The organism is Nocardia niwae NBRC 108934 = DSM 45340 (genome assembly GCF_001613465.1).
Taxonomy (GTDB): domain Bacteria; phylum Actinomycetota; class Actinomycetes; order Mycobacteriales; family Mycobacteriaceae; genus Nocardia; species Nocardia niwae.
In genome coordinates, this window is the sequence record NZ_BDCK01000017.1 from 297676 (window position 1) to 319752 (window position 22077).

General features: G+C 69.8%; 20 protein-coding genes. 18 read left to right on the forward strand and 2 right to left on the reverse strand.

Features of this window, described 5'->3' with window-relative positions; genetic code table 11:
• Nucleotides 1-108 precede the first annotated feature (108 nt).
• From ftsY to NNI01S_RS10295, 9 genes are all read left to right on the forward strand, one after another.
• A complete protein-coding gene (ftsY, locus tag NNI01S_RS10255) occupies nucleotides 109-1605 on the forward strand; it encodes a signal recognition particle-docking protein FtsY (RefSeq protein ID WP_063019783.1) in 1497 nt (498 codons plus the stop codon).
• 337 nt (nucleotides 1606-1942) lie between these two features.
• The gene (locus tag NNI01S_RS10260; protein WP_063019784.1) at nucleotides 1943-3322 is read left to right on the forward strand and encodes an ammonium transporter; all 1380 of its coding nucleotides are present in this window, start codon (nucleotides 1943-1945) and stop codon (nucleotides 3320-3322) included.
• 5 nt (nucleotides 3323-3327) lie between these two features.
• Nucleotides 3328-3666, forward strand: a complete 339-nt coding sequence (locus NNI01S_RS10265) for a P-II family nitrogen regulator (protein ID WP_040868325.1) — start codon at nucleotides 3328-3330, stop codon at nucleotides 3664-3666.
• A 144-nt stretch (nucleotides 3667-3810) separates the two neighbouring features.
• A complete protein-coding gene (locus NNI01S_RS10270; RefSeq protein WP_435825029.1) occupies nucleotides 3811-6225 on the forward strand; it encodes a [protein-PII] uridylyltransferase in 2415 nt (804 codons plus the stop codon).
• Between the two features lie 121 nt (nucleotides 6226-6346).
• Nucleotides 6347-6661: a hypothetical protein gene (locus NNI01S_RS10275; RefSeq protein WP_245676058.1), complete on the forward strand. Its 315-nt coding sequence runs from the start codon at nucleotides 6347-6349 to the stop codon at nucleotides 6659-6661.
• 105 nt (nucleotides 6662-6766) lie between these two features.
• Nucleotides 6767-8329: a signal recognition particle protein gene (gene ffh / locus NNI01S_RS10280; protein WP_063019787.1), complete on the forward strand. Its 1563-nt coding sequence runs from the start codon at nucleotides 6767-6769 to the stop codon at nucleotides 8327-8329.
• A gap of 196 nt (nucleotides 8330-8525) precedes the next feature.
• On the forward strand, nucleotides 8526-9620 hold the full coding sequence (locus tag NNI01S_RS10285; RefSeq protein ID WP_063019889.1) for an amidohydrolase family protein: 1095 nt from the start codon (nucleotides 8526-8528) through the stop codon (nucleotides 9618-9620).
• 54 nt (nucleotides 9621-9674) lie between these two features.
• On the forward strand, nucleotides 9675-10658 hold the full coding sequence (locus NNI01S_RS10290) for an LLM class F420-dependent oxidoreductase (RefSeq protein ID WP_063019788.1): 984 nt from the start codon (nucleotides 9675-9677) through the stop codon (nucleotides 10656-10658).
• A gap of 49 nt (nucleotides 10659-10707) precedes the next feature.
• The gene (locus tag NNI01S_RS10295; protein ID WP_063019789.1) at nucleotides 10708-11445 is read left to right on the forward strand and encodes a class I SAM-dependent methyltransferase; all 738 of its coding nucleotides are present in this window, start codon (nucleotides 10708-10710) and stop codon (nucleotides 11443-11445) included.
• Between the two features lie 24 nt (nucleotides 11446-11469).
• On the opposite strand, the gene NNI01S_RS34420 is transcribed toward NNI01S_RS10295, so the two are convergent.
• Nucleotides 11470-11625 (reverse strand): hypothetical protein, encoded by a 156-nt coding sequence (locus tag NNI01S_RS34420; RefSeq protein WP_157114681.1) that lies wholly within the window; start codon nucleotides 11623-11625, stop codon nucleotides 11470-11472.
• 222 nt (nucleotides 11626-11847) lie between these two features.
• Here NNI01S_RS34420 and rpsP point away from each other — a divergent pair, with 222 nt between their 5' ends.
• The 4 genes from rpsP (at nucleotide 11848) to trmD (ending at nucleotide 13901) form a co-directional block, all read left to right on the forward strand.
• Entirely contained in the window at nucleotides 11848-12279 is a 432-nt protein-coding gene (rpsP, locus tag NNI01S_RS10300; protein ID WP_063019790.1) for a 30S ribosomal protein S16, read from the forward strand.
• 94 nt (nucleotides 12280-12373) lie between these two features.
• Nucleotides 12374-12616 carry an RNA-binding protein gene (locus NNI01S_RS10305; protein WP_040708791.1) on the forward strand — a complete coding sequence of 81 codons (243 nt, stop codon included), beginning with the start codon at nucleotides 12374-12376 and terminating at the stop codon, nucleotides 12614-12616.
• Nucleotides 12617-13141, forward strand: coding sequence for a ribosome maturation factor RimM (rimM, locus tag NNI01S_RS10310; RefSeq protein ID WP_063019791.1), 525 nt, complete (start codon nucleotides 12617-12619; stop codon nucleotides 13139-13141). It abuts the gene before it with no gap.
• 67 nt (nucleotides 13142-13208) lie between these two features.
• The gene (gene trmD, locus NNI01S_RS10315; protein WP_063019792.1) at nucleotides 13209-13901 is read left to right on the forward strand and encodes a tRNA (guanosine(37)-N1)-methyltransferase TrmD; all 693 of its coding nucleotides are present in this window, start codon (nucleotides 13209-13211) and stop codon (nucleotides 13899-13901) included.
• Between the two features lie 16 nt (nucleotides 13902-13917).
• Here trmD and NNI01S_RS10320 read toward each other — a convergent pair whose 3' ends face one another.
• Nucleotides 13918-14769 carry a helix-turn-helix transcriptional regulator gene (locus NNI01S_RS10320; protein ID WP_157114682.1) on the reverse strand — a complete coding sequence of 284 codons (852 nt, stop codon included), beginning with the start codon at nucleotides 14767-14769 and terminating at the stop codon, nucleotides 13918-13920.
• A gap of 99 nt (nucleotides 14770-14868) precedes the next feature.
• Here NNI01S_RS10320 and NNI01S_RS10325 point away from each other — a divergent pair, with 99 nt between their 5' ends.
• The 5 genes from NNI01S_RS10325 to NNI01S_RS10345 all read left to right on the forward strand — a co-directional run bounded on the left by NNI01S_RS10325 (nucleotide 14869) and on the right by NNI01S_RS10345 (nucleotide 22055).
• The gene (locus NNI01S_RS10325) at nucleotides 14869-16503 is read left to right on the forward strand and encodes an AMP-binding protein (protein ID WP_063019794.1); all 1635 of its coding nucleotides are present in this window, start codon (nucleotides 14869-14871) and stop codon (nucleotides 16501-16503) included.
• Entirely contained in the window at nucleotides 16500-18146 is a 1647-nt protein-coding gene (locus tag NNI01S_RS10330; RefSeq protein ID WP_063019795.1) for an AMP-binding protein, read from the forward strand. The genes NNI01S_RS10325 and NNI01S_RS10330 overlap by 4 nt, the downstream gene beginning before the upstream one ends.
• A gap of 201 nt (nucleotides 18147-18347) precedes the next feature.
• Nucleotides 18348-20738, forward strand: a complete 2391-nt coding sequence (locus tag NNI01S_RS10335) for a Tex family protein (protein WP_063019796.1) — start codon at nucleotides 18348-18350, stop codon at nucleotides 20736-20738.
• Between the two features lie 27 nt (nucleotides 20739-20765).
• Nucleotides 20766-21686: a hypothetical protein gene (locus tag NNI01S_RS10340; protein ID WP_063019797.1), complete on the forward strand. Its 921-nt coding sequence runs from the start codon at nucleotides 20766-20768 to the stop codon at nucleotides 21684-21686.
• A gap of 78 nt (nucleotides 21687-21764) precedes the next feature.
• Nucleotides 21765-22055 (forward strand): hypothetical protein, encoded by a 291-nt coding sequence (locus tag NNI01S_RS10345; protein WP_063917405.1) that lies wholly within the window; start codon nucleotides 21765-21767, stop codon nucleotides 22053-22055.
• The last annotated feature ends 22 nt before the right edge of the window (nucleotides 22056-22077 follow it).

The window sequence follows — 22077 nt, forward strand, 5'->3', positions numbered from 1 at the left end:
ATCGCCCGGTACCTGCGGTATTCGCCGAACTCGTGCGGTCTGCCCGGTGGCGCGACTCGCGCGCCAGGGGCGGCTCGGGGCCCGGCCCGTGACGATCGGTCTGCAAGGATGGTTCGCGTGAGTCCCGAAGTCTGGATCCTGATCGCCGCGGTCGCCGCACTGCTGCTCGTCGTGCTCGTCGCCGGTTTCGTCCGGTACAAGCGCGGCCGCGTGTCGCTGACTCCGCCCACGCAGGACAAGGAGGTGACCGACCGGTCCGGTGGTTACACAGCGTCCGGTGGATTCGCCTTCAGCCGGGGCGGCACGGCGACCGAACCGCAACCGGTCGAGCGCACCGATACCGAAGGACAGCCGCACGTCGGCGACGACGCCGCGATTCCGCGCGACGCGCCAAGGCGCGGCATCACCAACGTTCCCCTGCCCGAGGCGGATGTCGCGGAGGCGCCGCCCGCGGCCGGGGCTGCCGCACCGGCCGAACCCGAGACGGCGCCGCCCGCCACCGATGAGGTGGCGTCGCCGGAGAACCCCGTCGCCGACGCCGCGCCCGTCACGGCGGACGACACCGCGGCCGCGGACACGACCGCCGAACCGGTCACCGCGGGCCTCGACACCGGAGCCGCCACCGAACTCGTCGCTCCCGACACGCCCGCGGGCGTCGAGGCGCCCGCCGCGCTGGAGGAGATCGAGCCCACCGCCGGCCGCCTGGTCCGGCTGCGCGGCCGCCTGTCCCGCTCGCAGAACGCGGTCGGCAAGAGCCTGCTGGGCCTGCTCGGCGGCGGTGACCTCGACGAGGACTCGTGGGAAGAGGTCGAGGACACTCTCGTGCTGGCCGATCTCGGCACCGCGAGCACCACGGCCGTCGTCGCCCGGCTGCGTTCGGAGATGGCGGCGCGCAGTGTGCGCACCGCCGATGAGGCCCGTGCCGTGCTGCGCGACGTGCTGATCGAGCAGTTGCGTCCGGAACTCGACCGCTCGGTGCGCGCCCTGCCGCACCCGGATCACCCGTCCATCCTGCTGGTGGTCGGCGTGAACGGCACCGGCAAGACGACCACTACCGGCAAGCTCGCGCGCGTGCTCGTCGCCGACGGCCGCCGCGTGCTGCTCGGCGCGGCCGACACCTTCCGCGCCGCGGCCGCCGACCAGCTGCAGACCTGGGGCGAGCGGGTCGGCGCCGACACCGTCCGCGGCCGCGAGGGCGCAGATCCGGCCGCGGTCGCGTTCGACGCCGTGGCCGCGGGCATCGAACGCGGCGTCGACGCGGTGCTCGTCGACACGGCCGGTCGGTTGCACACCAAGACGGGCCTGATGGACGAGCTGGGCAAGGTCAAGCGCGTGGTGGAGAAGAAGGCCGCCGTCGACGAGGTCCTGCTGGTGCTGGACGCGACCGTTGGGCAGAACGGCCTGACCCAGGCCAGGGTGTTCGCGGAAGTGGTCGACATCACCGGCGTCGTGCTGACCAAGCTGGACGGCACGGCCAAGGGCGGCATCGTCTTCCAGGTCCAGCACGAACTGGGCGTGCCGGTGAAACTGGTCGGGCTCGGCGAGGGCGCCGACGACCTGGCTCCGTTCGAGCCCGCCGCGTTCGTGGACGCGCTGCTGGGCTGAGCCTTCCCGAACCAGTACTCCTTCGAAGGGACTGCGGCCCGCTCTGTTCCGGTCGGCGGGCCACGGTGCGTCCTCGGCACCGGAATGCGAGGGCGATCACACCCCGGATGTTTGCCGAGTTCTCCTCCCCGGTAACGAATGTCCGATTTCCGAACGTCGGCCTCACAGCACCGGAAAACGCCCGGTGTACGTGACGAAACGTAGTGGCAACACGGCTGCGCCATCCGTTCACGTAGGTGAAACACGTCAGCTCTACGGATGAAACACCGAGTAAGGACCCTTCTGTTCAGGTCCATTTGCCGGAGTCGGCGGGGCCCGAGATGAGGAGGACATAAAAGTGGCTTTTCCACTTACCGGTGCACCGGATACCGGTGACACCGCATGGATGCTGGCGAGTTCGGCGCTGGTGTTGCTGATGACGCCGGGCCTGGCTTTCTTCTACGGCGGCATGGTCCGGTCGAAGAACGTGCTCAACATGATCATGATGAGCATCAGCGCCATGGGCTTGGTCGGCGTGCTGTGGTCGCTGTACGGATACTCGACGGCGTTCGGCGACAACACGTTCGGCGTGATCGGTGACCCGACGCAGTTCTTCGGCCTGAAGGGCCTGATCGGCGGCAACTCCGTCGCCGAGGCCAAGGACGCGGCGGGCGCGGTCACCACCGAAGCGGTGAACATCCCGCTCGCGGGCACGATTCCGGCGACCGTCTTCGTTGCCTTCCAGTTGATGTTCGCCATCATCACGGTTGCCCTCATCTCGGGCGCGGTCGCCGACCGCTTGAAGTTCGGCGCGTGGCTGCTCTTCGCAGGCATCTGGTCCACGGTGGTGTACTTCCCGGTCGCGCACTGGGTGTTCGACTTCGACGTGAAGGACGCCGACGGCAACGTCGTGCACGAGGGCGGCTGGATCGCCAACAAACTGCTCGCGGTCGACTTCGCAGGCGGCACGGCGGTGCACATCAACGCCGGTGCGGCCGGTCTGGCCCTGGTGCTGGTGCTCGGCAAGCGCAAGGGCTGGCCGACGACGCCGTTCCGCCCGCACAACCTGCCGTTCGTCATGCTCGGCGCAGGTCTGCTGTGGTTCGGCTGGTTCGGCTTCAACGCGGGCTCCGCGGTGACCTCCGGCGGCCTCGCCGGTTCGACTTTCGTCACCACCACCATCGCGACCTGCGCCGCGATGCTGGCCTGGTTGCTGGTGGAGAAGATCCGCGACGGCAAGCCCACCTCGCTGGGCGCGGCTTCGGGCATCGTGGCGGGCCTGGTCGCCATCACCCCCTCGTGCTCCTCGGTGAACGTCCTCGGAGCGCTCGCCATCGGCGTCGTAGCCGGCGCGCTGTGCGCCCTCGCGGTCGGCCTGAAGTTCCGGTTCGGCTTCGACGACTCGCTCGACGTGGTCGGCGTGCACCTGGTCGGCGGCATCGTCGGCACCCTGATGGTCGGTTTCGTCGCGGCGCCCGAGGCGGGTGCGGCCAAGACCGGTCTGTTCTACGGCGGCGGAGTCGATCAGCTGTGGCGGCAGGCGGTGGGCGCCGGTGTGGTACTTGCCTTCTCCTTCGTCGCGACGCTGATCATTGCCTATATCGTGAAGTTCACCATTGGGCTGCGCGTGAGCGAGGAAGCAGAGTCGGTGGGCTTGGACGAGTCCGAGCACGCGGAAACCGCCTACGACTTCGCCGCTCTGGGTAGCACGGCACGTTCGGCCGTCAAGGAGGCATGACGAACATGAAACTGATCACCGCAATCGTCAAACCGTTCACGCTCGAGGACGTCAAGTCCGGGCTCGAGCAGGCGGGTGTGTTGGGCATGACCGTCAGCGAGGTCCAAGGGTACGGCCGGCAGAAGGGCCACACCGAGGTGTACCGCGGCGCGGAGTACTCCGTCGATTTCGTGCCGAAGGTCCGCGTCGAGGTCGTCGTGGACGACGCGTCCGTCGACAAGGTCGTGGAGGTGATCGTGGAGGCCTCCCGCACCGGCAAGATCGGCGACGGCAAGGTCTGGGTCACTCCGGTGGAGTCCATCATCCGGGTGCGGACCGGCGAACGCGGTACCGACGCGCTGTAGCGGAAATCGAGTCGAGCGGCGGCCCCGCTCCCGCCGGACCACCCGGTCGGGGCGGGGCCGCGCGCATGAAATGGGCGGTGGGTTGTGGGTAGTCAGTACCAGCACGACGGTGATCGGAAGGCCACCGGAGAAGGCAACGGCAAGGTGTCCAACGGCGCGGCCGACCTGGTCCGCGCGCGAACCCAACTGCTCGACGGCGGCCAGCCGCGCAATCCCCGGCTGGACGCCGAGTCGTTGCGCCACGCCCTGGTCGACCTCTACGAACTGTGGCTCACCAGCAAGGGCGCCGAACTGGGCATCGCTCCCGACAGCGGCTTGGCCGTGGTGGCCGTCGGCGGTCTCGGCCGCGGCGAGATGCTGCCGTTCTCCGATCTGGATCTGGTGCTGCTGCACGACGACGTCGACCCGGCCCGGGTGGCCGAGGTCGCCGACCAGCTGTGGTACCCGCTGTGGGACGCCCACATCAAACTCGACCACAGTGTGCGGACCGTTCCGCAGGCGCTGCGGGTGGCTTCGGACGATCTCATCGCCGCGCTGGGCATGCTCGAGGCCAGGCACATCGTCGGCGACCAGGAATTGAGCAATCTGCTGATCGGCGGGGTGCGGCGGGAGTGGCGCACCGGCATCCGCTCCCGCTTCGACGAGCTCATCGCCCAAGCCCAGGCCAGATGGGAGCGCAACGGCGAGATCGCGCACCGCGCCGAGCCCGATCTGAAGAACGGGCGCGGCGGGCTGCGCGACATCCAATTACTCGACGCGCTGGCCATCGCCCAGCTGACCGACGCCATGCCCGGATTGGGGCCGGACGTGCCGGGCGGCGGATTGAAGCAAGCGCATCGGCGCCTGCTCGACGTGCGCACCGAACTGCACCGCGTGGCGGGCCGGGCTCGCGACCAACTGCGAGCGCAGGACGCCGACGAGATCGGCGCGGCCCTGCGCATCGGCGATCGGTTCGATCTGGCGCGCACCCTGAGCGATTCGGCCCGGACGGTCAGTTACTCCGTCGACGTAGGACTGCGCACCGCGGCCAACGCGCTGCCCCGGCGGGGATTGGCGCGCCTGCGCCGGATGCCGGTGCGCAGGCCGCTGGACGAGGGAGTCGTCGAGCACGCGGGCGAGGTCGTGCTGGCCAGGGACGCCCGCCCGCAGCGCGACCCCGGCCTGATCCTGCGCGTGGCGGCCGCGTCGGCGCAGACCGGTCTGCCCATGTCGGCCACCACGTTGAACCGGCTCTCGGAGGACGCCCCCGAGCTACGCGAGCCGTGGCCCAAGGACGCCCTCAACGACCTGCTGGTGCTGTTGGGCGCGGGCCGCGGCACCATCGACGCGATCGAGGCGCTGGACCGCACGGGACTGTGGGGCAGGCTGCTGCCGGAATGGGGCGCCGTGCGCGACCTGCCGCCGCGCGATGTCCAGCACATCTGGACCGTCGACCGCCATCTCATGGAGACCGTCGCCTACGCGGGCGGGCTGAGCACGCGGGTGGCGCGCCCGGACCTGCTCGCTCTCGGCGCGCTGCTGCACGATATCGGCAAGGGCCGGTCGGGCGACCACAGCGTCGTCGGCGCGGAACTCGCCACGCACATCGGCCGCCGCCTCGGCTTGTGGCCCTCGGACGTGCGTGCGCTCAGCGCGGTCGTGCGCTACCACCTGCTGCTGCCGGAGACCGCCACCCGGCGCGACCTGTCCGATCCGGAGACGGTGCGCTACGTCGTCGACGCGCTCGACGGCGATCCGCAGTTGCTGGAACTGCTGCACACTTTGGCCGAGGCGGATTCGCTGGCCACCGGCCCCGGGGTCTGGGGTGACTGGAAGGCTTCACTGATCGGCGAACTGGTCCGGCGCTGCCGGTTGGTCATGGCGGGTGACCAGCTGCCGACGCCGGAGCCGATCGCGCCGGAGCTGGTCGAGAAGGCCAGGGCGGGCGGGGTGCACGTCGATCTGAAGCCCGGTGAGAGCAAACACACCTATGTGGTGACCGTCATCGCGCCCGACAGCCCGGGTCTGCTCTCGGACGCCGCCGGTGTGCTCGCGCTGCATTCGCTGCGGGTGCTGTCGGCCGCGCTCGGGGGCGAAGGCGCTTGCGCGGTGGACACTTTCGTTGTCGCGCCCAAGTTCGGTGATCCGCCGGACCCGGGTCTGCTGCGCCAGGAATTGATCCGCGCCACGGCAGGCGACCTGGACGTCCCCGCGGCGCTGGCCAAACGTGAGCGCGAGGCGAGCACAGTCGGCCGCAGCAGGTACGCGCAGGCCCAGCCGCGCGTGATCTGGTCGGACACCTCGGTGCCCGGCCAGGTGATCCTGGAATTGCGCGCCGAGGACCGGGTCGGTCTGCTCAGCCGTCTCGCCGCCGAACTCGCCGGATGCGGAGCCGACGTGCGCTGGGCCAAGGTGGTCACCATGGGCTCGGCGGTGGTCGACAGTTTCTGCCTGAATTTGGGCTCCGAGGACGGTCCCGCGCGCCGGGAAACGATCGAGAAAGCGCTTCTCGCGGTGGTTCCCAAAACTGCGCCGAAACCTCCTGAGGAAGGTGTGGATAATCCAGAAAACGGCAATTAGCAGCAGATTTATCCGGTGATCAATCTGTTGCGAGATATTTGCTGCATCCGAACTCCGGCCTTGTGGCCCGCCCCTACGATCTAGAGCGTCTGGCTATCGCGAGCACGAGGGGAGCAGGTCGGTGGCAATTGAAGTCGTTTCGGCATCCACGATGACGAGTGACGAGACCACGCACATGGCGCGCTGCGTCGGCGGCGACCGGTGGGTGGTCTCCTGGCTTCCGGGTCGCACCTTGACCGGGCGACAGGCGGTGACCGCGATGACGATCGCCTCCACCGTCGCCACCTCGCCCATCCCGAGTACGGCGGAGTGGGCCCTCCTCGACGGCCTGGCCCTCCAGCTGGGCCTGACCGCCAACGAGGCGGTTTTCATGGTGGCCGAGGAGAACCACGACTACCGCAAAACGGCCAAGCCGCGCCGCCGCGTGCTCGACTAGCGGCCCGCGTTCCGCGGGGAAGGACGCACCGCCTGCGCGAACACGCGGGCGATCCCATTACCCTGGGAGAGAATGTGACGTCCCCCGAGATCAGGAGCGCGATCGGTGTTCGAATCCCTGTCCGACCGGCTTACCGGTGCCCTCAAGGATCTGCGCGGTAAGGGGCGTCTGTCACCGGCCGACATCGACGCCACCTGCCGCGAGATCCGCCTGGCCCTGCTGGAGGCCGACGTCGCGCTGCCCGTGGTCCGCGGTTTCATCGGGCGGATCAAGGAGCGCGCCAAGGGCGCCGAGGTCAGCGCGGCGCTGAACCCGGCCCAGCAGGTCGTGAAGATCGTCAACGAGGAACTCGTCGGCATCCTCGGCGGCGAGACCAGGCGGCTGAACCTGGCCAAGAATCCGCCGACGGTGGTCATGCTGGCCGGTCTGCAGGGTTCCGGTAAGACCACGCTCGCGGGCAAGTTGGCGAAACTGCTGAAGGGCCAGGGCCACCAGCCGCTGCTGGTGGCGTGTGACCTGCAGCGTCCCGGCGCCGTCACCCAGTTGCAAGTGGTCGGCGAGCGCGCGGGCGTGCCCGTCTACGCGCCGCACCCCGGCACGTCCGTCGGCGGCGGGGAGAATCCCTTGGGCATCTCGGCCGCCGATCCGGTGAACGTGGCGCGCGGCGGTGTCGAGGAGGCGCGGCAGAAGCAGTACGACGTCGTCATCGTCGACACCGCGGGCCGTCTCGGCATCGACGAGGAGCTCATGCGCCAGGCCGCGGGCATCCGCGACGCCGTGCAACCGGACGAGACCCTCTTCGTGCTCGACGCGATGATCGGCCAGGACGCGGTCAACACCGCCGAGGCGTTCCGCGACGGCGTCGGTTTCACCGGCGTGGTGCTCACCAAGCTCGACGGCGACGCCCGCGGTGGTGCGGCGCTCAGCGTTCGCGAGGTCACCGGTGTGCCGATCCTGTTCGCCTCGACCGGTGAGAAGCTCGAGGACTTCGACGTCTTCCACCCCGATCGCATGGCCAGCCGCATCCTCGGCATGGGTGACGTGCTCACCCTGATCGAGCAGGCCGAGCAGGTCTACGACGCCCAGCAGGCCGAAGAGGCCGCCCGCAAGATCGGCAGCGGCGAGCTCACCCTCGAGGACTTCCTCGACCAGATGCTGGCCATCCGCAAGATGGGCCCGATCGGCAACCTGCTGGGCATGCTGCCGGGCGCGGGCCAGATGAAGGACGTGCTCGCCCAGGTCGACGACAAGCAGCTCGACCGCGTGCAGGCGATCATCCGCGGCATGACCCCGGCCGAACGGGCGAATCCGAAGATCATCAACGCCTCGCGCCGGCTGCGCATCGCCAACGGTTCCGGCGTCCAGGTCTCCGAGGTCAACCAGCTCGTCGACCGCTTCTTCGAGGCCAAGAAGATGATGGCCATGATGGGCCGCCAGATGGGGCTGCCCGGCTCTCGCCGCGGCAACGCGAAGAAGGGCAAGAAGGGGAAGAAGGGCGGGCGTGGCCCGACGCCGCCGAAGGTGCGCGGCGGCTTCCCCGGGATGGGCGGCATGCCCGGCATGCCCGCCGGGATGCCCGACCTGTCCAACATGCCGGCCGGGCTGGACCAGTTGCCGCCCGGCTTGGAGGGCTTCGATCTGTCCAAGCTGAAGTTCCCCAAGAAGTAGGACACTTCCGCCGCCCACGATGTTCGTGGGCGGCGTGCGTCTGCGCCGCGGTTGTGCGCGGCTCGATCACGCGAAGGGCGCGGTCGAGCGGCCTGCTGGAAGGGCTTCGCTGTCCCGTGGCCATGCTTCGCGCGGATGACCGATCCCGGAATCGGACAGTAGGTTGGAGGCCGCCGACGAGTTCCAGGAGGTTGCGGTGCATCTACGCGGTGTGGTTCTTCCCGAGGGCGAGCTGCGCGACCTGTGGGTGCGCGACGGCCTGGTGTCGTTCGAGCCCGTGCCCGGAGCCGAGACGCTGTGCCGCTCAGGCTGGATCGTGCCGGGCCTGGTCGACGCGCACTGCCACGTCGGGATCCGGTACGGCGGGGGCCACGAGGACCGCGCGGGCGCCATCGCGCAGGCCGAGACCGAGCGCGACGCCGGTGCCCTGCTGCTGCGCGACGCGGGCTCGCCGATCGACACCCGCTTCGTCGACGACCACGACGAGCTGCCGCGGATCATCCGCGCCGGCCGCCACATCGCGCGGCCGAAGCGCTACATCCGCGAACTGGGCATCGAGCTCGACGACGAACGCGACCTGCCGGAGATCGTCGCCGAGCAGGCCCGTCTCGGCGACGGCTGGGTGAAGATCGTCGGCGACTGGATCGACCGCTCCGTGGGCGACCTGCGGCCGTTGTGGAGCGACGCGATCCTGAAGGAGGCCATCGACGCCGCACATGCCAACGGCGCGCGGGTCACCGCGCATGTCTTCGGCGAGGACGCGCTACCCGGTCTGATCGACGCCGGTATCGACTGCCTGGAGCACGGCACCGGTCTCACCGACGAGACCATCGAGATGATGGTCGAGCACGGCACCGCGCTGGTTCCCACCCTGATCAATATCGACACCTTCCCGGGCATCGCCGACAGTGCGGGCAAGTTCCCGGTCTACGCCGCGCACATGCGCGACCTGCACCGGCGGGTGCGCGGCACGGTCGCCGCCGCGCACGAGGCGGGCGTGCCGATCTTCGCGGGCACCGACGCGGGCGGCTCCATCCGGCACGGGCGCATCGCCGACGAGATCGCGGCGCTCGGCGCCGCGGGCCTGTCCCGGCACGACGCGCTCGGCGCGGCCTGCTGGGACGCCCGCGTCTGGCTCGGGCGACCCGGTATCGAGGACGGCGCGCCCGCGGATTTCGTTGTCTACGAGAAGGATCCGCGTACCCACCCCGAGACGCTCGGCACGCCGTACGCCGTCGTTCTGCGCGGGCGCGGGTACGGCGGGCGCGGACCGGTGACCGGCCATCGATAACTTGTCACCTGGGCTCACCCGCGAGTATCCGAAAGCGGCGTAAGGTCGGATTTCGTGACAATTCGCCTCGGATACCAGATGCCCAACTTCAGCTACGGCAAGTCGGTGCGCGAGCTCTTCCCCACGGTGATCGCGCAGGCCCGAGAAGCCGAAGCCGCCGGGTTCGACACGGCCTTCGTCATGGACCACTTCTATCAGCTGCCCGGCATCGGCACGCCCGACGAGCCGATGCTCGAGGCCTATACCGCGCTCGGCGGCCTGGCCACGGCGACGGAGCGAATCCAGTTGTCGGCGCTGGTCACCGGCAACACCTACCGCAACCCGGCCATGCTCGCCAAGACCGTCACCACGCTGGACGTGGTCAGCGGCGGCCGCGCGGTCCTCGGCATCGGCGCGGGCTGGTTCGAACTCGAGCACCGCTCCCTCGGCTACGAATTCGGCACGTTCACCGACCGCTTCGAGCGGCTCGACGAGGCGCTGCACATCATCCAGCCGATGCTGCGCGGCGAGCGGCCCACCTTCGAGGGCAAGTGGTACCGGGTCGAGAACGCCATGAACGAGCCGCGCGTGCGCGACGACCTGCCGATCCTGCTCGGCGGCAGCGGTGAGAAGAAGACCTTCGGCTTGGCCGCCCGCTTCGCCGACCATCTCAACATCATCTGCAACGCCTCCGAACTGCCACGCAAGATCGAGGCGCTGCGCACGCGCTGCGCCGAGGCCGGCCGGGACCCGCAGACGCTGGAGACCAGCTACCTGTGCTTCGTGATGATGGACGAGGACGGTGATCTGGTGCGCAAGCAGCAGCGGGACTACCTGAGCCGCATGGGTATCGACCTGTCGGCGCTCTCGGACGCCGAGCGCGCGCAGAGCCCGGCCGACCGCCAGTTCGTCGGTACACCGGACGAGGTTGCCGAACAGCTGCGGACCCGCGTTCTCGACCACGGCGTCGACGGACTGATCATCAATATGGTGTTCAACGGGCACGAACCGGGAGCGGTCGAGCTCGCCGGGCGCACCTTTGCTCCGCTGGTGCGCTGACGAGAGCGAACCGGGCGCGAATAGTATTGGCGCTGGATACAATCGGCCGATGATAGCCCCTCCGTGGCGCGCGTCGTACGGCATCGACGCGCCGTCGGTGCTGCTGTTGCTGGGAGTTCTCGCGGTCGGGTATCTCGCCGCCGCCCTGGTGGTGGCGCTGTTCCAGCAGCTGCGTCCGAGTCTGCTGCTCCTACTGATCGGCGTCGTGCTGGCCGCGCAGTTCGGGTTGTTCCTGCACGCCACCCGCCGGGGCAAGTTCCGGGTCTGGGCGGGCCTGCTCGACGAACTCGACCTGCGCGGCGACGAACGATTACTCGACATGGGGTGCGGACGGGGGGCGGTGCTGCTGGCCGCGGCGCGCCGCCTGCCCGCCGGGCGGGCGGTGGGTCTGGACCTGTGGTGCTCGGCCGACCACTGCGGGAACACCCCGGCCACCGCCGAGCAGAACGCGCTCGCCGAGAACGTCGCCGACCGGATCGAGTTGCGCACCGGCGACATGACCCGCATGCCGTTCCCGGACGGTGCGTTCGACGTCGTCGTCTCCAGTCTGGCGATCCACGACATCCGGACCGCCGAGGGCCGTGCGGCGGCGGTCCGCGAGGCGTGCCGCGTGCTGCGTCCCGGCGGCAAACTGGTCATCGTGGACATCGGCAAGACGCGGGATTACCGCGCCGTCCTGGCGGCCACCGGCGCGACCGCCATCGCCCTGCGCCCGGTCGGGTGGCGGATGTGGTGGGGCGGTCCCTGGGTGCCCACCCGGGCGCTCACCGCCGTCGCTCCCGGCTGAGCAGTCCGAGTCGAAGCCGCCACCTCACTCGATGGCGCGGGCGACCCCTGCGGCCATCAGGCGCAGCACCCGGAACACGACGGGTGCGACGTACTCGACCACGGCCTCCTCGCCGAGTTCACCCACGATCTCGCTGGTGCGGCGGGCGGTTCGCGCGCGGCTGCGCCGGAAGAGTCCCATGTCTGGTTATGGCGCGCGGGCGCCTTCGCGTGAACACGGACGCGATTTCTGGCGTGATCGTCCGGTCTGGCACAATGGACCACCGTCCTTCCGGACAAGTGTCAGCCCGTCTCCGGTTCCGTACCGCGCGGCGGTCACACACTCGAAAGCGCAAAACCGGGCTCGCAGACCATGCGGGTCGCCGAATTGCGTCGTGACCAACCAACGAAAGGCAGATCAGCAGTGGCTGTCCGCATCAAGCTCACCCGCCTGGGCAAGATCCGCAACCCGCAGTACCGCGTCGTCGTCGCCGACGCCCGCACCCGCCGCGACGGCCGGGCCATCGAGTCCATCGGCAAGTACCACCCGAAGGAAGAGCCCTCGCTGATCGAGATCGACTCCGAGCGCGTGCAGTACTGGCTGGGCGTGGGCGCGCAGCCGACCGAGCCGGTCCTGCAGCTGCTGAAGATCACCGGCGACTGGCAGAAGTTCAAGGGCATCGACGGCGCCGAGGGGACCCTGAAGGTCAAGCCGGCCAAGCCGTCGAAGCTGGACCTGTTCAACGCCGCGCTGGCCGCCGCCGACAACGAGCCGGTCGCCGAGGCCGTCACCCCGAAGAAGAAGGGCAAGAAGGACGCCGAAGAGGGCGCCGAGTCCGCTGAGGCCGCCGAGTAATGAGCCGGCCCTACCCGTCCACTCGATACCCGTCCCGAGCCGTCCGAGGGCCGGTCGCGACGACGGGTGAGTTGCGTCTCGAGGTGATGGATCAGTGAGCGCCGTCGTCGCCGATGCCGTCGAGCACCTGGTGCGCGGCATCGTCGCCAACCCCGAGGACGTCCGCGTCGAGCTGATCACCGGCCGTCGCGGGCGCACCGTCGAGGTGCACGTTCACCCCGATGACCTGGGCAAGGTGATCGGTCGCGGTGGACGCACCGCGACCGCGCTGCGCACCCTCGTCGCCGGTATCGGTGGCCGGGGCATCCGGGTCGACGTGGTCGACACCGACCAGTAGATGGAACTCGTCGTCGGACGGGTCGCCAAGTCGCACGGCGTGCGCGGCGAACTCGTCGTCGAGGTACGGACCGACGAGCCCGAGGCGCGTTTCGCGCCGGGCGTCCGGTTGCGCGGCAGGCTGCCGCGCTCGGCGGAGGTCCGCGATTTCACCGTGGAGTCGGCCCGGGAGCACTCGGGCCGGCTTCTGGTGTTCCTGGCCGGCGTGACCGACCGCACCGCGTCCGACGCGCTGCGCGGCATGCTGTTCCTGGTCGACAGCGCCGATCTCCCGCCTTCCGAGGACCCGGACGAGTTCTACGACCACGAGCTCGAGGGGCTGGAGGTCCGGCTCGCCGATGGCACCGTGGTCGGATCCGTGCGCGAAGTGCTGCACTCCGCGGCCGGTGAGCTGCTCGAAGTGCGCGCCGCCGACGACGGGCGGGAGATCCTGATCCCGTTCGTCACCGCCATCGTGCCCACGGTGTCGCTCGCCGAGGGCGTGATCGTGATCGATCCGCCCGAGGGTCTGCTCGATCCGGAATGAGGCGGTGGGGGACCCGCTCACGTGTCGCTCGCCCGGCCGGCACGCCCGGCGGCGAGAGGAGACAGGCATGAAGCTCGACGTCGTCACGATTTTCCCGGAATACCTGGAGCCGCTGCGCACGGCGTTGCTCGGGAAGGCGATCGACAAGGGACTGATCTCGCTCACGGTGCACGATCTGCGCCGGTGGACCCATGACGTGCACAAGTCGGTCGACGACGCTCCCTACGGGGGTGGACCCGGCATGGTCATGAAGCCGACCGTGTGGGGCGACGCGCTCGACGAGGTCTGCCCCGACGACGCACTACTCGTCGTCCCCACCCCGGCCGGCGTGCCGTTCACGCAGCCGACCGCGCACCGCTGGGCCGCCGAGCGGCATCTGGTCTTCGCCTGCGGCCGCTACGAGGGCATCGACCAGCGCGTTTTCGACGACGCCGCCCGCCGCGTGCGGGTGGAGGAGGTCAGCATCGGCGACTACGTGCTGATCGGCGGCGAGGCGGCCGTGCTGGTGATGACCGAGGCCGTGGTCCGGCTGCTGCCGGGCGTGCTCGGCAATCAGCAATCCCATCAAGAGGATTCGTTCTCCGACGGGCTGCTCGAAGGCCCCAGCTACACCCGCCCGGTCTCCTGGCGCGGCCTCGATGTCCCACCGATCCTGCTGTCCGGCGACCACGCGAAAGTCGCGGCGTGGCGGCGCGAGCAATCACTCGCCCGCACCCGCGAACGCCGCCCCGACCTGCTCACGGAGCAGGACGAGGCCTGACGGGAAGCCGCACGCCTCACGGCAGCAGGCCGTGGCGGCGGGCGGCTACCACGGCCTCGTGCCGGGAGTGGGCGTCGAGTTTGACCATCGCGTTGCGCAGGTAGCTCTTCACGGTTTCCGGACCGAGTGAGAGGCGTTGCGCCGCTTCCTGATTGGTGCAGCCGAGGGCGATCTGGGAAAGCACGTCGAGTTCGCGGCGGGACAGTTTCGGGCTGTCGGGGTGTGGGTCTCCGGTGAGGACCCGGGTGAGCCGTTCGCACACCGCGTGCAGGCGTGCGCGCAACCGATCGTCGTCGGCCGAGCGTGCCATGCCGCGCAGTTCGGCGTGGATGTCGCGCAGCTCCTCGGTGATCGCCGGGGCCGCCGCCTGCGACGGCGCGGCCGCCTCGAGCAGCCGCACCCTGCGGTCGACCTCGTCGCGCACGGCGATCTCGGTGGCCAGGCGTCGACCGGCCTGGACGACGAGATCCGCGGTGCGGTCGCCCAGCGGGCTCGCGCCACGCGTCGCGGCGTAGAGCACCGCGCGGGAACGCCGGTCCACCACCACGGGAACGGCCAGCACCGAGCGGATGCCCTCGCCGGAGACCGGTCCGTCGTAGTCGTGGGTGATCGAGGAGGCGCGGCGATAGTCCGAGACCGCGGCGGGCCGTCCGGAATCCATCACCCGGCCGCCCAGTCCCGAGGTCCGCACGACGGCCAGGCCGCGCAGGCCGTTGGTCAGTGTGCCGACGAATTCCGACAGCAGCAGCGCGTCGCCGTGCACTTCGCCACCGAACGCCACCGGCACGCCCGCTGTGCTCGCCACCCAGCGGATCTCGGCACGCAGCGCGTCGCTGTCGCGCGGACGCAGCAGAGCGGTGTGGGTCACGGGACTCACCCCTTTTCGGGGGTAGTGGGCGGCGGGATGTGACCCACATCCTATTGCACACCCGGGTTGCGCTGGATCACAGAACGAGGAGAACTGAAGATGGGCACCGATCCGAATCAGCGGGTGCGCGAACTGCTGGATTGTTACGACCGCGCCGACGCGTCGGCGGCGGACCTGCTGTGCGACCGGCACCCGGCCGACCGGGTCGCCTTCACGATCGTCGAGGCCGACCTGTCCTCGACCGACCTCACCTACGGCGAACTGCGCGAACGCTCCGCCCGGTTCGCGGCCGCGCTCGCCGGGCTCGGTGTCGAGCCGGGCCACCGGGTGGCCACGCTGATGGCGAAGTCAGCGGACCTGGTGGTGGCATTGCTCGGCATCTGGCGGCGCGGCGCGGTGCACGTGCCGCTGTTCACCGCCTTCGCGCCGCCCGCCATCGCCCTGCGTTTGAACGCGAGCCGCGCCTCGGTGGTCATCGCCGATGCCGACCAGGCGCCGAAGCTGGCATCCGGGCCGGATCTGCCCGCGGACCCGACTCGGCGGCTGATCGTCGCGGGCGCCGAGGCCCCCGAGGGTGCGCTGCGGTTCGACGACCTGCTCGAGTCCCGATCGGCTACCGACCTCCATGCCGATCCGGTCGCGGTGGGCGGCGACGGACTGCTGGTCCAGCTGTTCACCAGCGGCACCACCGGCACACCCAAGGGCGTCCCGATCCCGCTGCGCGCGCTCGCCTCCTTCCACGCCTACCAGGAATTCGCGCTGGACGTGCGCCCCGACGACGTCTTCTGGAACGCCGCCGACCCGGGTTGGGCCTACGGCCTCTACTACGCCATCCTCGGCCCGCTGGCCACCGGCGTCCGCAGCGTCCTGCTGCACGCGGGTTTCTCCGCCCCGCTCACCTGGCAGGTGCTGGACACCTTCGGCGTCACGAACTTCGCCGCCGCGCCGACGGTCTATCGCGCGTTGCGCGCCGACGGCACCACGCCGCCGGTGCATTCCCGGCTGCGCCGTGCCTCCTCGGCGGGGGAGCCGCTGACACCCGAGGTCGTCGCCTGGTCCGTCGAATACCTGGGTGTCGCGGTGCGCGACCACTACGGGCAGACCGAGCACGGCATGGTCATCTGCAACGCCTGGCACGAAGACCTCGACGTCGAGACTCCCGCGGGCTCGATGGGCCGCTCGTTGCCGGGCTGGACCTGCGCCGTGCTCGCCGACGACGCCGACGTCCTCGCCCCGCCAGGGCAATTGGGCCGCGTCGCGATCGACACCGAACGCAGCCCGCTGCTGTGGTTCCTCGGCTACCTCGACGCCCCTGAGCGCACCGCGCAGCGCTACACCGCCGACGGCCGCTGGTATCTGACCGGCGACGCGGGCTCGCGGGATGCCGACGGTTTCTTCCATTTCTCCGCCCGCGACGACGACGTGATCATCATGGCGGGCTACCGCATCGGCCCGTTCGAGGTGGAGAGTGTGCTGGTGCTGCACGAGCAGGTCGCGGAGGCGGCCGTGGTCGGCATGCCGGACGAACTGCGGGGGGAGGTGCTGGAGGCGTTCGTCGTGCTGCGCGACGGCGCGACGGGCGGTCCCGAGCTGGAAGCCGAGCTGCAGAGTCTGGTGAAGAGGAAGTTCGCCGCGCACGCCTACCCGCGCAGGGTCCACTTCGTGGACAGCCTGCCGAAGACTCCCAGCGGCAAGGTGCAGCGGTTCGTGCTGCGGCAGGGCGGTGCCCGATGACTTCGGCCGCTGCGCTGCCCCTGCCCAGTTACTCCTCCGGCGTCTCGGACGTCCCCCTGCTCGGCGACACGATCGGCGGCAATCTCGATCGCACGGTGGCGGCGTTCCCGGATCGGGAAGCGCTGGTGGACCGGCCGAGCGGACGGCGCTGGACCTACCGTGCGCTCGGCGCCGCCGTCGACGCGCTGGCCTGCGGACTCGCCGACCAGGGCATCGGCAAGGGCGACCGGGTCGGCATCTGGGCGCCGAACTGCGCGGAATGGTTTCTCGTGCAGTACGCCACGGCGAAGATCGGCGCGATCCTGGTCAATATCAACCCGGCCTATCGCACCAGCGAACTGGAGTACGTGCTGCGCCAGGCGGGCGTGCGGATGCTCATCGCGGCCGAGCGGTTCAAATCCTCGGACTACGTCGCCATGATCGAACAGGTCCGGCCGGATTGCCCGGCGCTGACCGAGGTGCTCGTGCTGGGCACATCCGCGTGGGACGCGCTGACCCGCACCGAGATCGACGCCGATCGGCTTGCCACGCTCGCCGCGCGGCTGTCGGCCGACGACCCGATCAACATCCAGTACACCTCCGGCACCACGGGTTTCCCGAAGGGCGCCACGCTCAGCCATCACAACATCCTGAACAACGGCTATTTCGTCGGCGAGCTGTGCGGATACACCGAACAGGACCGGATCTGCGTCCCGACGCCGTTCTACCATTGCTTCGGGATGGTCATGGGCAATCTCGCGAGCACCAGCCACGGTGCGGCCATCGTGATCCCGGCGCCCTCGTTCGATCCGAAGGCGACGCTGGCCGCGGTCGAGGCGGAGCGCTGCACTTCTCTTTACGGCGTTCCGACGATGTTCATCGACATGCTCGCCGAATTGGACACGGCCGCTGCGGATCTGTCCACCCTGCGCACCGGGATCATGGCCGGCTCGCCGTGTCCGGTCGAGGTGATGAAGCGGGTCATCGGCCGGATGGGCATGCGCGAGGTGAGCATCTGCTACGGCATGACCGAGACCTCGCCGGTCAGCACGCAGACCCGGCGCGACGACGGCATCGACCGGCGTACCGCCACGGTCGGCCGGGTCGGGCCGCACCTGGAGGTCAAGATCGTCGATCCCGCAACGGGTCTCACGGTGCCGCGCGGCGAACCGGGTGAGCTGTGCACGCGCGGTTACTCGGTGATGCTCGGGTACTGGGATGATCCGGAGAAGACCGCCGAAGCCATCGATGCCGCCCGCTGGATGCACACCGGCGACATCGGCGTGATGGACGCCGACGGCTACCTGGCTGTCACCGGCCGGATCAAGGACATGGTCATCCGCGGCGGCGAGAACATCTACCCACGGGAAATAGAGGAATTCCTCTACACCCATCCCGACATCCTGGACGCGCAGGTGATCGGCGTACCCGACCCGAAGTACGGCGAGGAGCTGATGGCCTGGATCCGGATGCGCGAGGGCGCAGCGCCGTTGGACGCGGCGGCCGTGCGGGAGTTCGCCGCGGGCAAGCTGGCGCACTTCAAGATTCCCCGCTACGTGCACGTCGTCGAGGAATTCCCGATGACGGTCACCGGCAAGATCCGCAAAGCGGAGATGCGGGAACTCGCCCGAGCGATCCTCGCGCCGGCAGCGGAAGCGACCTGATTCGACCAGCGACTTCTGATGCCGGAGAACATGGATGACCCACCGGCTACGCCCAGAAATCGGCCCGCCGCATCACGGCGGGCCTGCCGCGGAACGGCGGGGCACCGGCGACCGGCAGAAGACGCGCAGAGGCGGGGGAGCGGTAGTGTCTCCGACGTGACGACAGCGCCCGAGACTGCCAGTGCAGAGTCCACACCCGCCGTGCCACGCTCCGATACCGCGGGCCCAGCCAGCGTGAACCGTCGCATCGCCGAGGAACTCGCGGTGCGTGAAACCCAGGTGCGCGCCGCCGTCGAGCTCCTCGACGCGGGTTCGACGGTGCCGTTCATCGCGCGGTACCGCAAGGAGATCACCGGCGGACTGGACGACGCGCAGCTGCGCTTGCTCGACGAACGTCTGCACTACCTGCGCGAACTCGACGAGCGCCGGGCCTCGATCATCGAATCGATCCGCGGCCAGGGCAAACTCGACGAGGCCCTGCACCGGCAGATCCTGCTCGCCGAGACCAAGGCCCGGCTCGAGGACATCTACCTGCCGTACAAGCCGAAGCGGCGCACCAAGGCGCAGATCGCGCGCGAGGCCGGGCACGAGCCGGTGGCCGACGCTTTGATCGAGGATCCGAACACCGATCCGGCGCAGTACACCGCCGAGCAGCTCGACGGTGCGCGCGCCATTCTGGTCGAGCGCTTCGCCGAGGACGCCGATCTGGTCGGGGAGTTGCGCGAACTGATGTGGAATCGCGGGCAGGTCACCTCGACCGTGCGGGCGGGCAAGGAGGAGGCGGGCGCGAAGTTCGCCGACTACTTCGAGTTCAGTGAGCCGTTCGACAAGCTGCCCTCGCACCGCATCCTCGCGCTGCTGCGCGGGGAGAAGGAGGAGGTGCTCACCCTGCACCTCGAGCCGGACACCGAGGAGCCGCAGCCGGGCGAGCGCACCGTCTACGAGGGTCGCATCGCAACGCGCTTCGGCATCGCCGACCGTGGCAGGCCCGCCGACTCCTGGCTGCTGGACACCGTGCGCTGGGCGTGGCGCACCAAGCTGCAGGTCAGCCTGGGCATCGACACCAGGATGCGGCTGCGGCAGGCCGCGGAGAAGGACGCGGTCGACGTTTTCGCCGCGAATCTGCGCGATCTGCTGCTCGCCGCCCCCGCGGGCACCCGCACGACCATGGGCCTGGACCCCGGCTACCGCACCGGCGTCAAGGTCGCGGTGGTCGACGCCACCGGCAAGGTGGTCGCCACCGAGGTGATCTACCCGCACAAGCCGCAGGGCCAGACCGAGAAGTCGCTGGCGGTGCTGGGCGCGCTGGTCGCCCGGTTCGGCGTGGAACTCATCGCCATCGGCAACGGCACCGCCTCGCGCGAGACCGACGCCCTTGCCGCCGAGCTGATCTCGCGCATCCCGGAGAACAAACCCACCAAGATCGTGGTCTCCGAGGCGGGTGCGTCGGTGTACTCCGCCTCGGCCTACGCCTCGCAGGAACTGCCTGACCTGGACGTGTCGCTGCGCGGCGCGGTGTCGATCGCGCGGCGGCTGCAGGACCCGCTGGCCGAGCTGGTGAAGATCGACCCCAAATCCATCGGCGTCGGCCAGTACCAGCACGACGTATCCGAGTCGCTGCTGGCCCGCTCGCTGGGCGCGGTGGTGGAGGACGCGGTGAACGCGGTCGGCGTCGACGTGAACACGGCCTCGGTGCCGCTGCTGTCACGGGTGTCCGGCATCGCCGGGTCGGTGGCGGAGAGCATCGTGGCGCACCGGGACCAGAACGGCCCGTTCCGCAGCAGGACCGCGCTGCTCGACGTCCCGCGCCTGGGGCCGAAGGCGTTCGAGCAGTGCGCGGGCTTCTTGCGCATCCGCGGCGGCGACGATCCGCTGGACACCTCCGCGGTGCACCCGGAGGCGTATCCGGTGGTGCGGCGCATCCTCGAATCCACCGGCCGCGGCATCGCGGAGGTCATCGGCAACACGACGGTCCTGCGGTCGCTGCACGCCGGCGATTTCACCGACGAACGCTTCGGTGTCCCGACCGTCACCGACATCATCGCCGAACTGGAGAAGCCCGGCCGCGACCCGCGTCCGGAGTTCAAGACCGCCGAGTTCGCCGCGGGTGTGGAGAAGGTCGCCGACCTGAAACCGGGCATGGTCCTCGAGGGCGTGGTGACCAACGTGGCCGCGTTCGGCGCGTTCGTCGACGTGGGCGTGCACCAGGACGGCCTGGTACACGTCTCGGCCATGTCGCACAACTTCGTCAAGGACCCGCGCGAGGTGGTCAAGTCCGGCGACGTGGTCAAGGTCAAGGTGCTCGAGGTGGACGTGGCGCGTCAGCGCATCGGCCTGTCGCTGCGCCTGGACGACGAGCCGGGCGCACCCGCCAAGGGCGGCGACAACCGCCAGCGCGGCCAAGGCGGCCGATCCGACCAGGGTGGCCGCTCCGGAGGCGGCGAGCCGCGGCAGCGGCAGAATGGTCAGAACAGGCAGCAGGGCCAGAACCGCAATCAAGGACAGGGGCGCGGCGGCAACCAGCGCCGGAACGCGCCCGCACCGACCGGCGCGATGGCCGACGCGCTGCGCAGGGCGGGTTTCGGCCAGTAGCCCGGTGCGCGGGAGGGAGTAGCGGCCATGCGACGGTGGCTCCACGAGGACGTGATCGCCCAAGGGCGGCTGCCGTTGTTGTGCTTCCTCCTCGGATTCATCGTCGGATTCCTGTTCATCCGGGTCAGCGTCCGGCTCATCCGCGCGCGCGTGCGATGGTGGCCGGGCAATCTGCGGGCCGGTGACACGCACATCCACCACATGGTGTTCGGGGTCGTGCTGGTGCTCGCCTCCGGCGTCGGCATGGTCGCCGAGTACCAGAGCGCCGACACGGCCACGGCGAGCGTCCTCGCCGCGTTCTTCGGTGTGGGCGCCGCGCTGGTGCTCGACGAGTTCGCGCTGATCTTCTATCTGCGCGACGTGTACTGGGAGGAGCAGGGACGAACGTCGGTGGACGCGGTGTTCGTCGCGCTCGCCGTGACGGGATTGCTGCTGCTCGGCTTCCACCCGCTGTGGATGCTGGACATCAACGATTTCCGCCGTGATCCCAGTGCCGAGGTGCGCGCCTTCGTTGTCGCGTTCGCGGTGGTCAATCTCGCTCTGGCGGCGATCGTGATCGCCAAAGGGAAGATCTGGACCGGCCTGTTCGGCATGTTCTTCCTGCCCCTGCTGGTCGTCGGTGCGCTGCGGCTGAGCCGCCCGGGTGCGCCGTGGGCGCGTTGGCGTTACGCCGACCGAAGGCGCCTGAGGTACCGGGCGATCGTCCGGGAACGGCGCTATCGCCGGCCGGTCATCCGCGCGAAGATCTTCGTGCAGGACCTCGTCGCGGGGAAACCGGACGTCGAGCATGTCCGCACGGCGGCGGAAGCGGAACTCACTCGCACGGTCGTGCCCGCTCCACCCGCCCCGCACCGGCACCACTCGCTCTGGCACCCCGACCACGGTCCGCTGGACGCGCCCGGCCCGCCGCCCGCCCAGGACGCGATCAGCGGCGAACGAAACCACTGAGAACGGCATACTCGGCGAAGTCACCGGACTTGTCCCGATCCGGCCGATATCGGCTATGCGTATACGTATACTGTGATCGTGTTGGATCCTTTGAGTCTCGCGGTCGGCGCCGGCCTGGTCGGTGTCGGCTGGGTCTGTGGCAGGTTCGGGCATCGTCGAGTCCGATCGGGGCAGAGGCTTCCCGCGCGCTGCGGTTGCGGGCACGACCTGTCGTTGCACGACCGCGCCACCGGCACCTGCCACGCCGAGATCTCCCGTAAGGGCACGCACGGCCTGCGGGAATGGGTGGGCTGCCACTGCCGCCGCTACACCGGCCCGACCCCGCTGGAGGAAGTGTTCGCCTCGCCGATCCTCCCGCCGGAGTCGTGATGGCAGGATGCGCGGAAGGCCG

Excerpts from the sequence above, each read along its gene's own strand:
- ftsY (WP_063019783.1), top strand. The coding sequence starts at position 109 with ATGGTTCGCGTGAGTCCCGAAGTCTGGATCCTGATCGCCGCGGTCGCC.
- NNI01S_RS10265 (WP_040868325.1), top strand. The coding sequence starts at position 3,328 with ATGAAACTGATCACCGCAATCGTCAAACCGTTCACGCTCGAGGACGTC.
- NNI01S_RS10295 (WP_063019789.1), top strand. The coding sequence starts at position 10,708 with ATGATAGCCCCTCCGTGGCGCGCGTCGTACGGCATCGACGCGCCGTCG.
- NNI01S_RS34420 (WP_157114681.1), bottom strand. The coding sequence starts at position 11,625 with ATGGGACTCTTCCGGCGCAGCCGCGCGCGAACCGCCCGCCGCACCAGC.
- rimM (WP_063019791.1), top strand. The coding sequence starts at position 12,617 with ATGGAACTCGTCGTCGGACGGGTCGCCAAGTCGCACGGCGTGCGCGGC.
- trmD (WP_063019792.1), top strand. The coding sequence starts at position 13,209 with ATGAAGCTCGACGTCGTCACGATTTTCCCGGAATACCTGGAGCCGCTG.
- NNI01S_RS10325 (WP_063019794.1), top strand. The coding sequence starts at position 14,869 with ATGGGCACCGATCCGAATCAGCGGGTGCGCGAACTGCTGGATTGTTAC.
- NNI01S_RS10330 (WP_063019795.1), top strand. The coding sequence starts at position 16,500 with ATGACTTCGGCCGCTGCGCTGCCCCTGCCCAGTTACTCCTCCGGCGTC.
- NNI01S_RS10340 (WP_063019797.1), top strand. The coding sequence starts at position 20,766 with ATGCGACGGTGGCTCCACGAGGACGTGATCGCCCAAGGGCGGCTGCCG.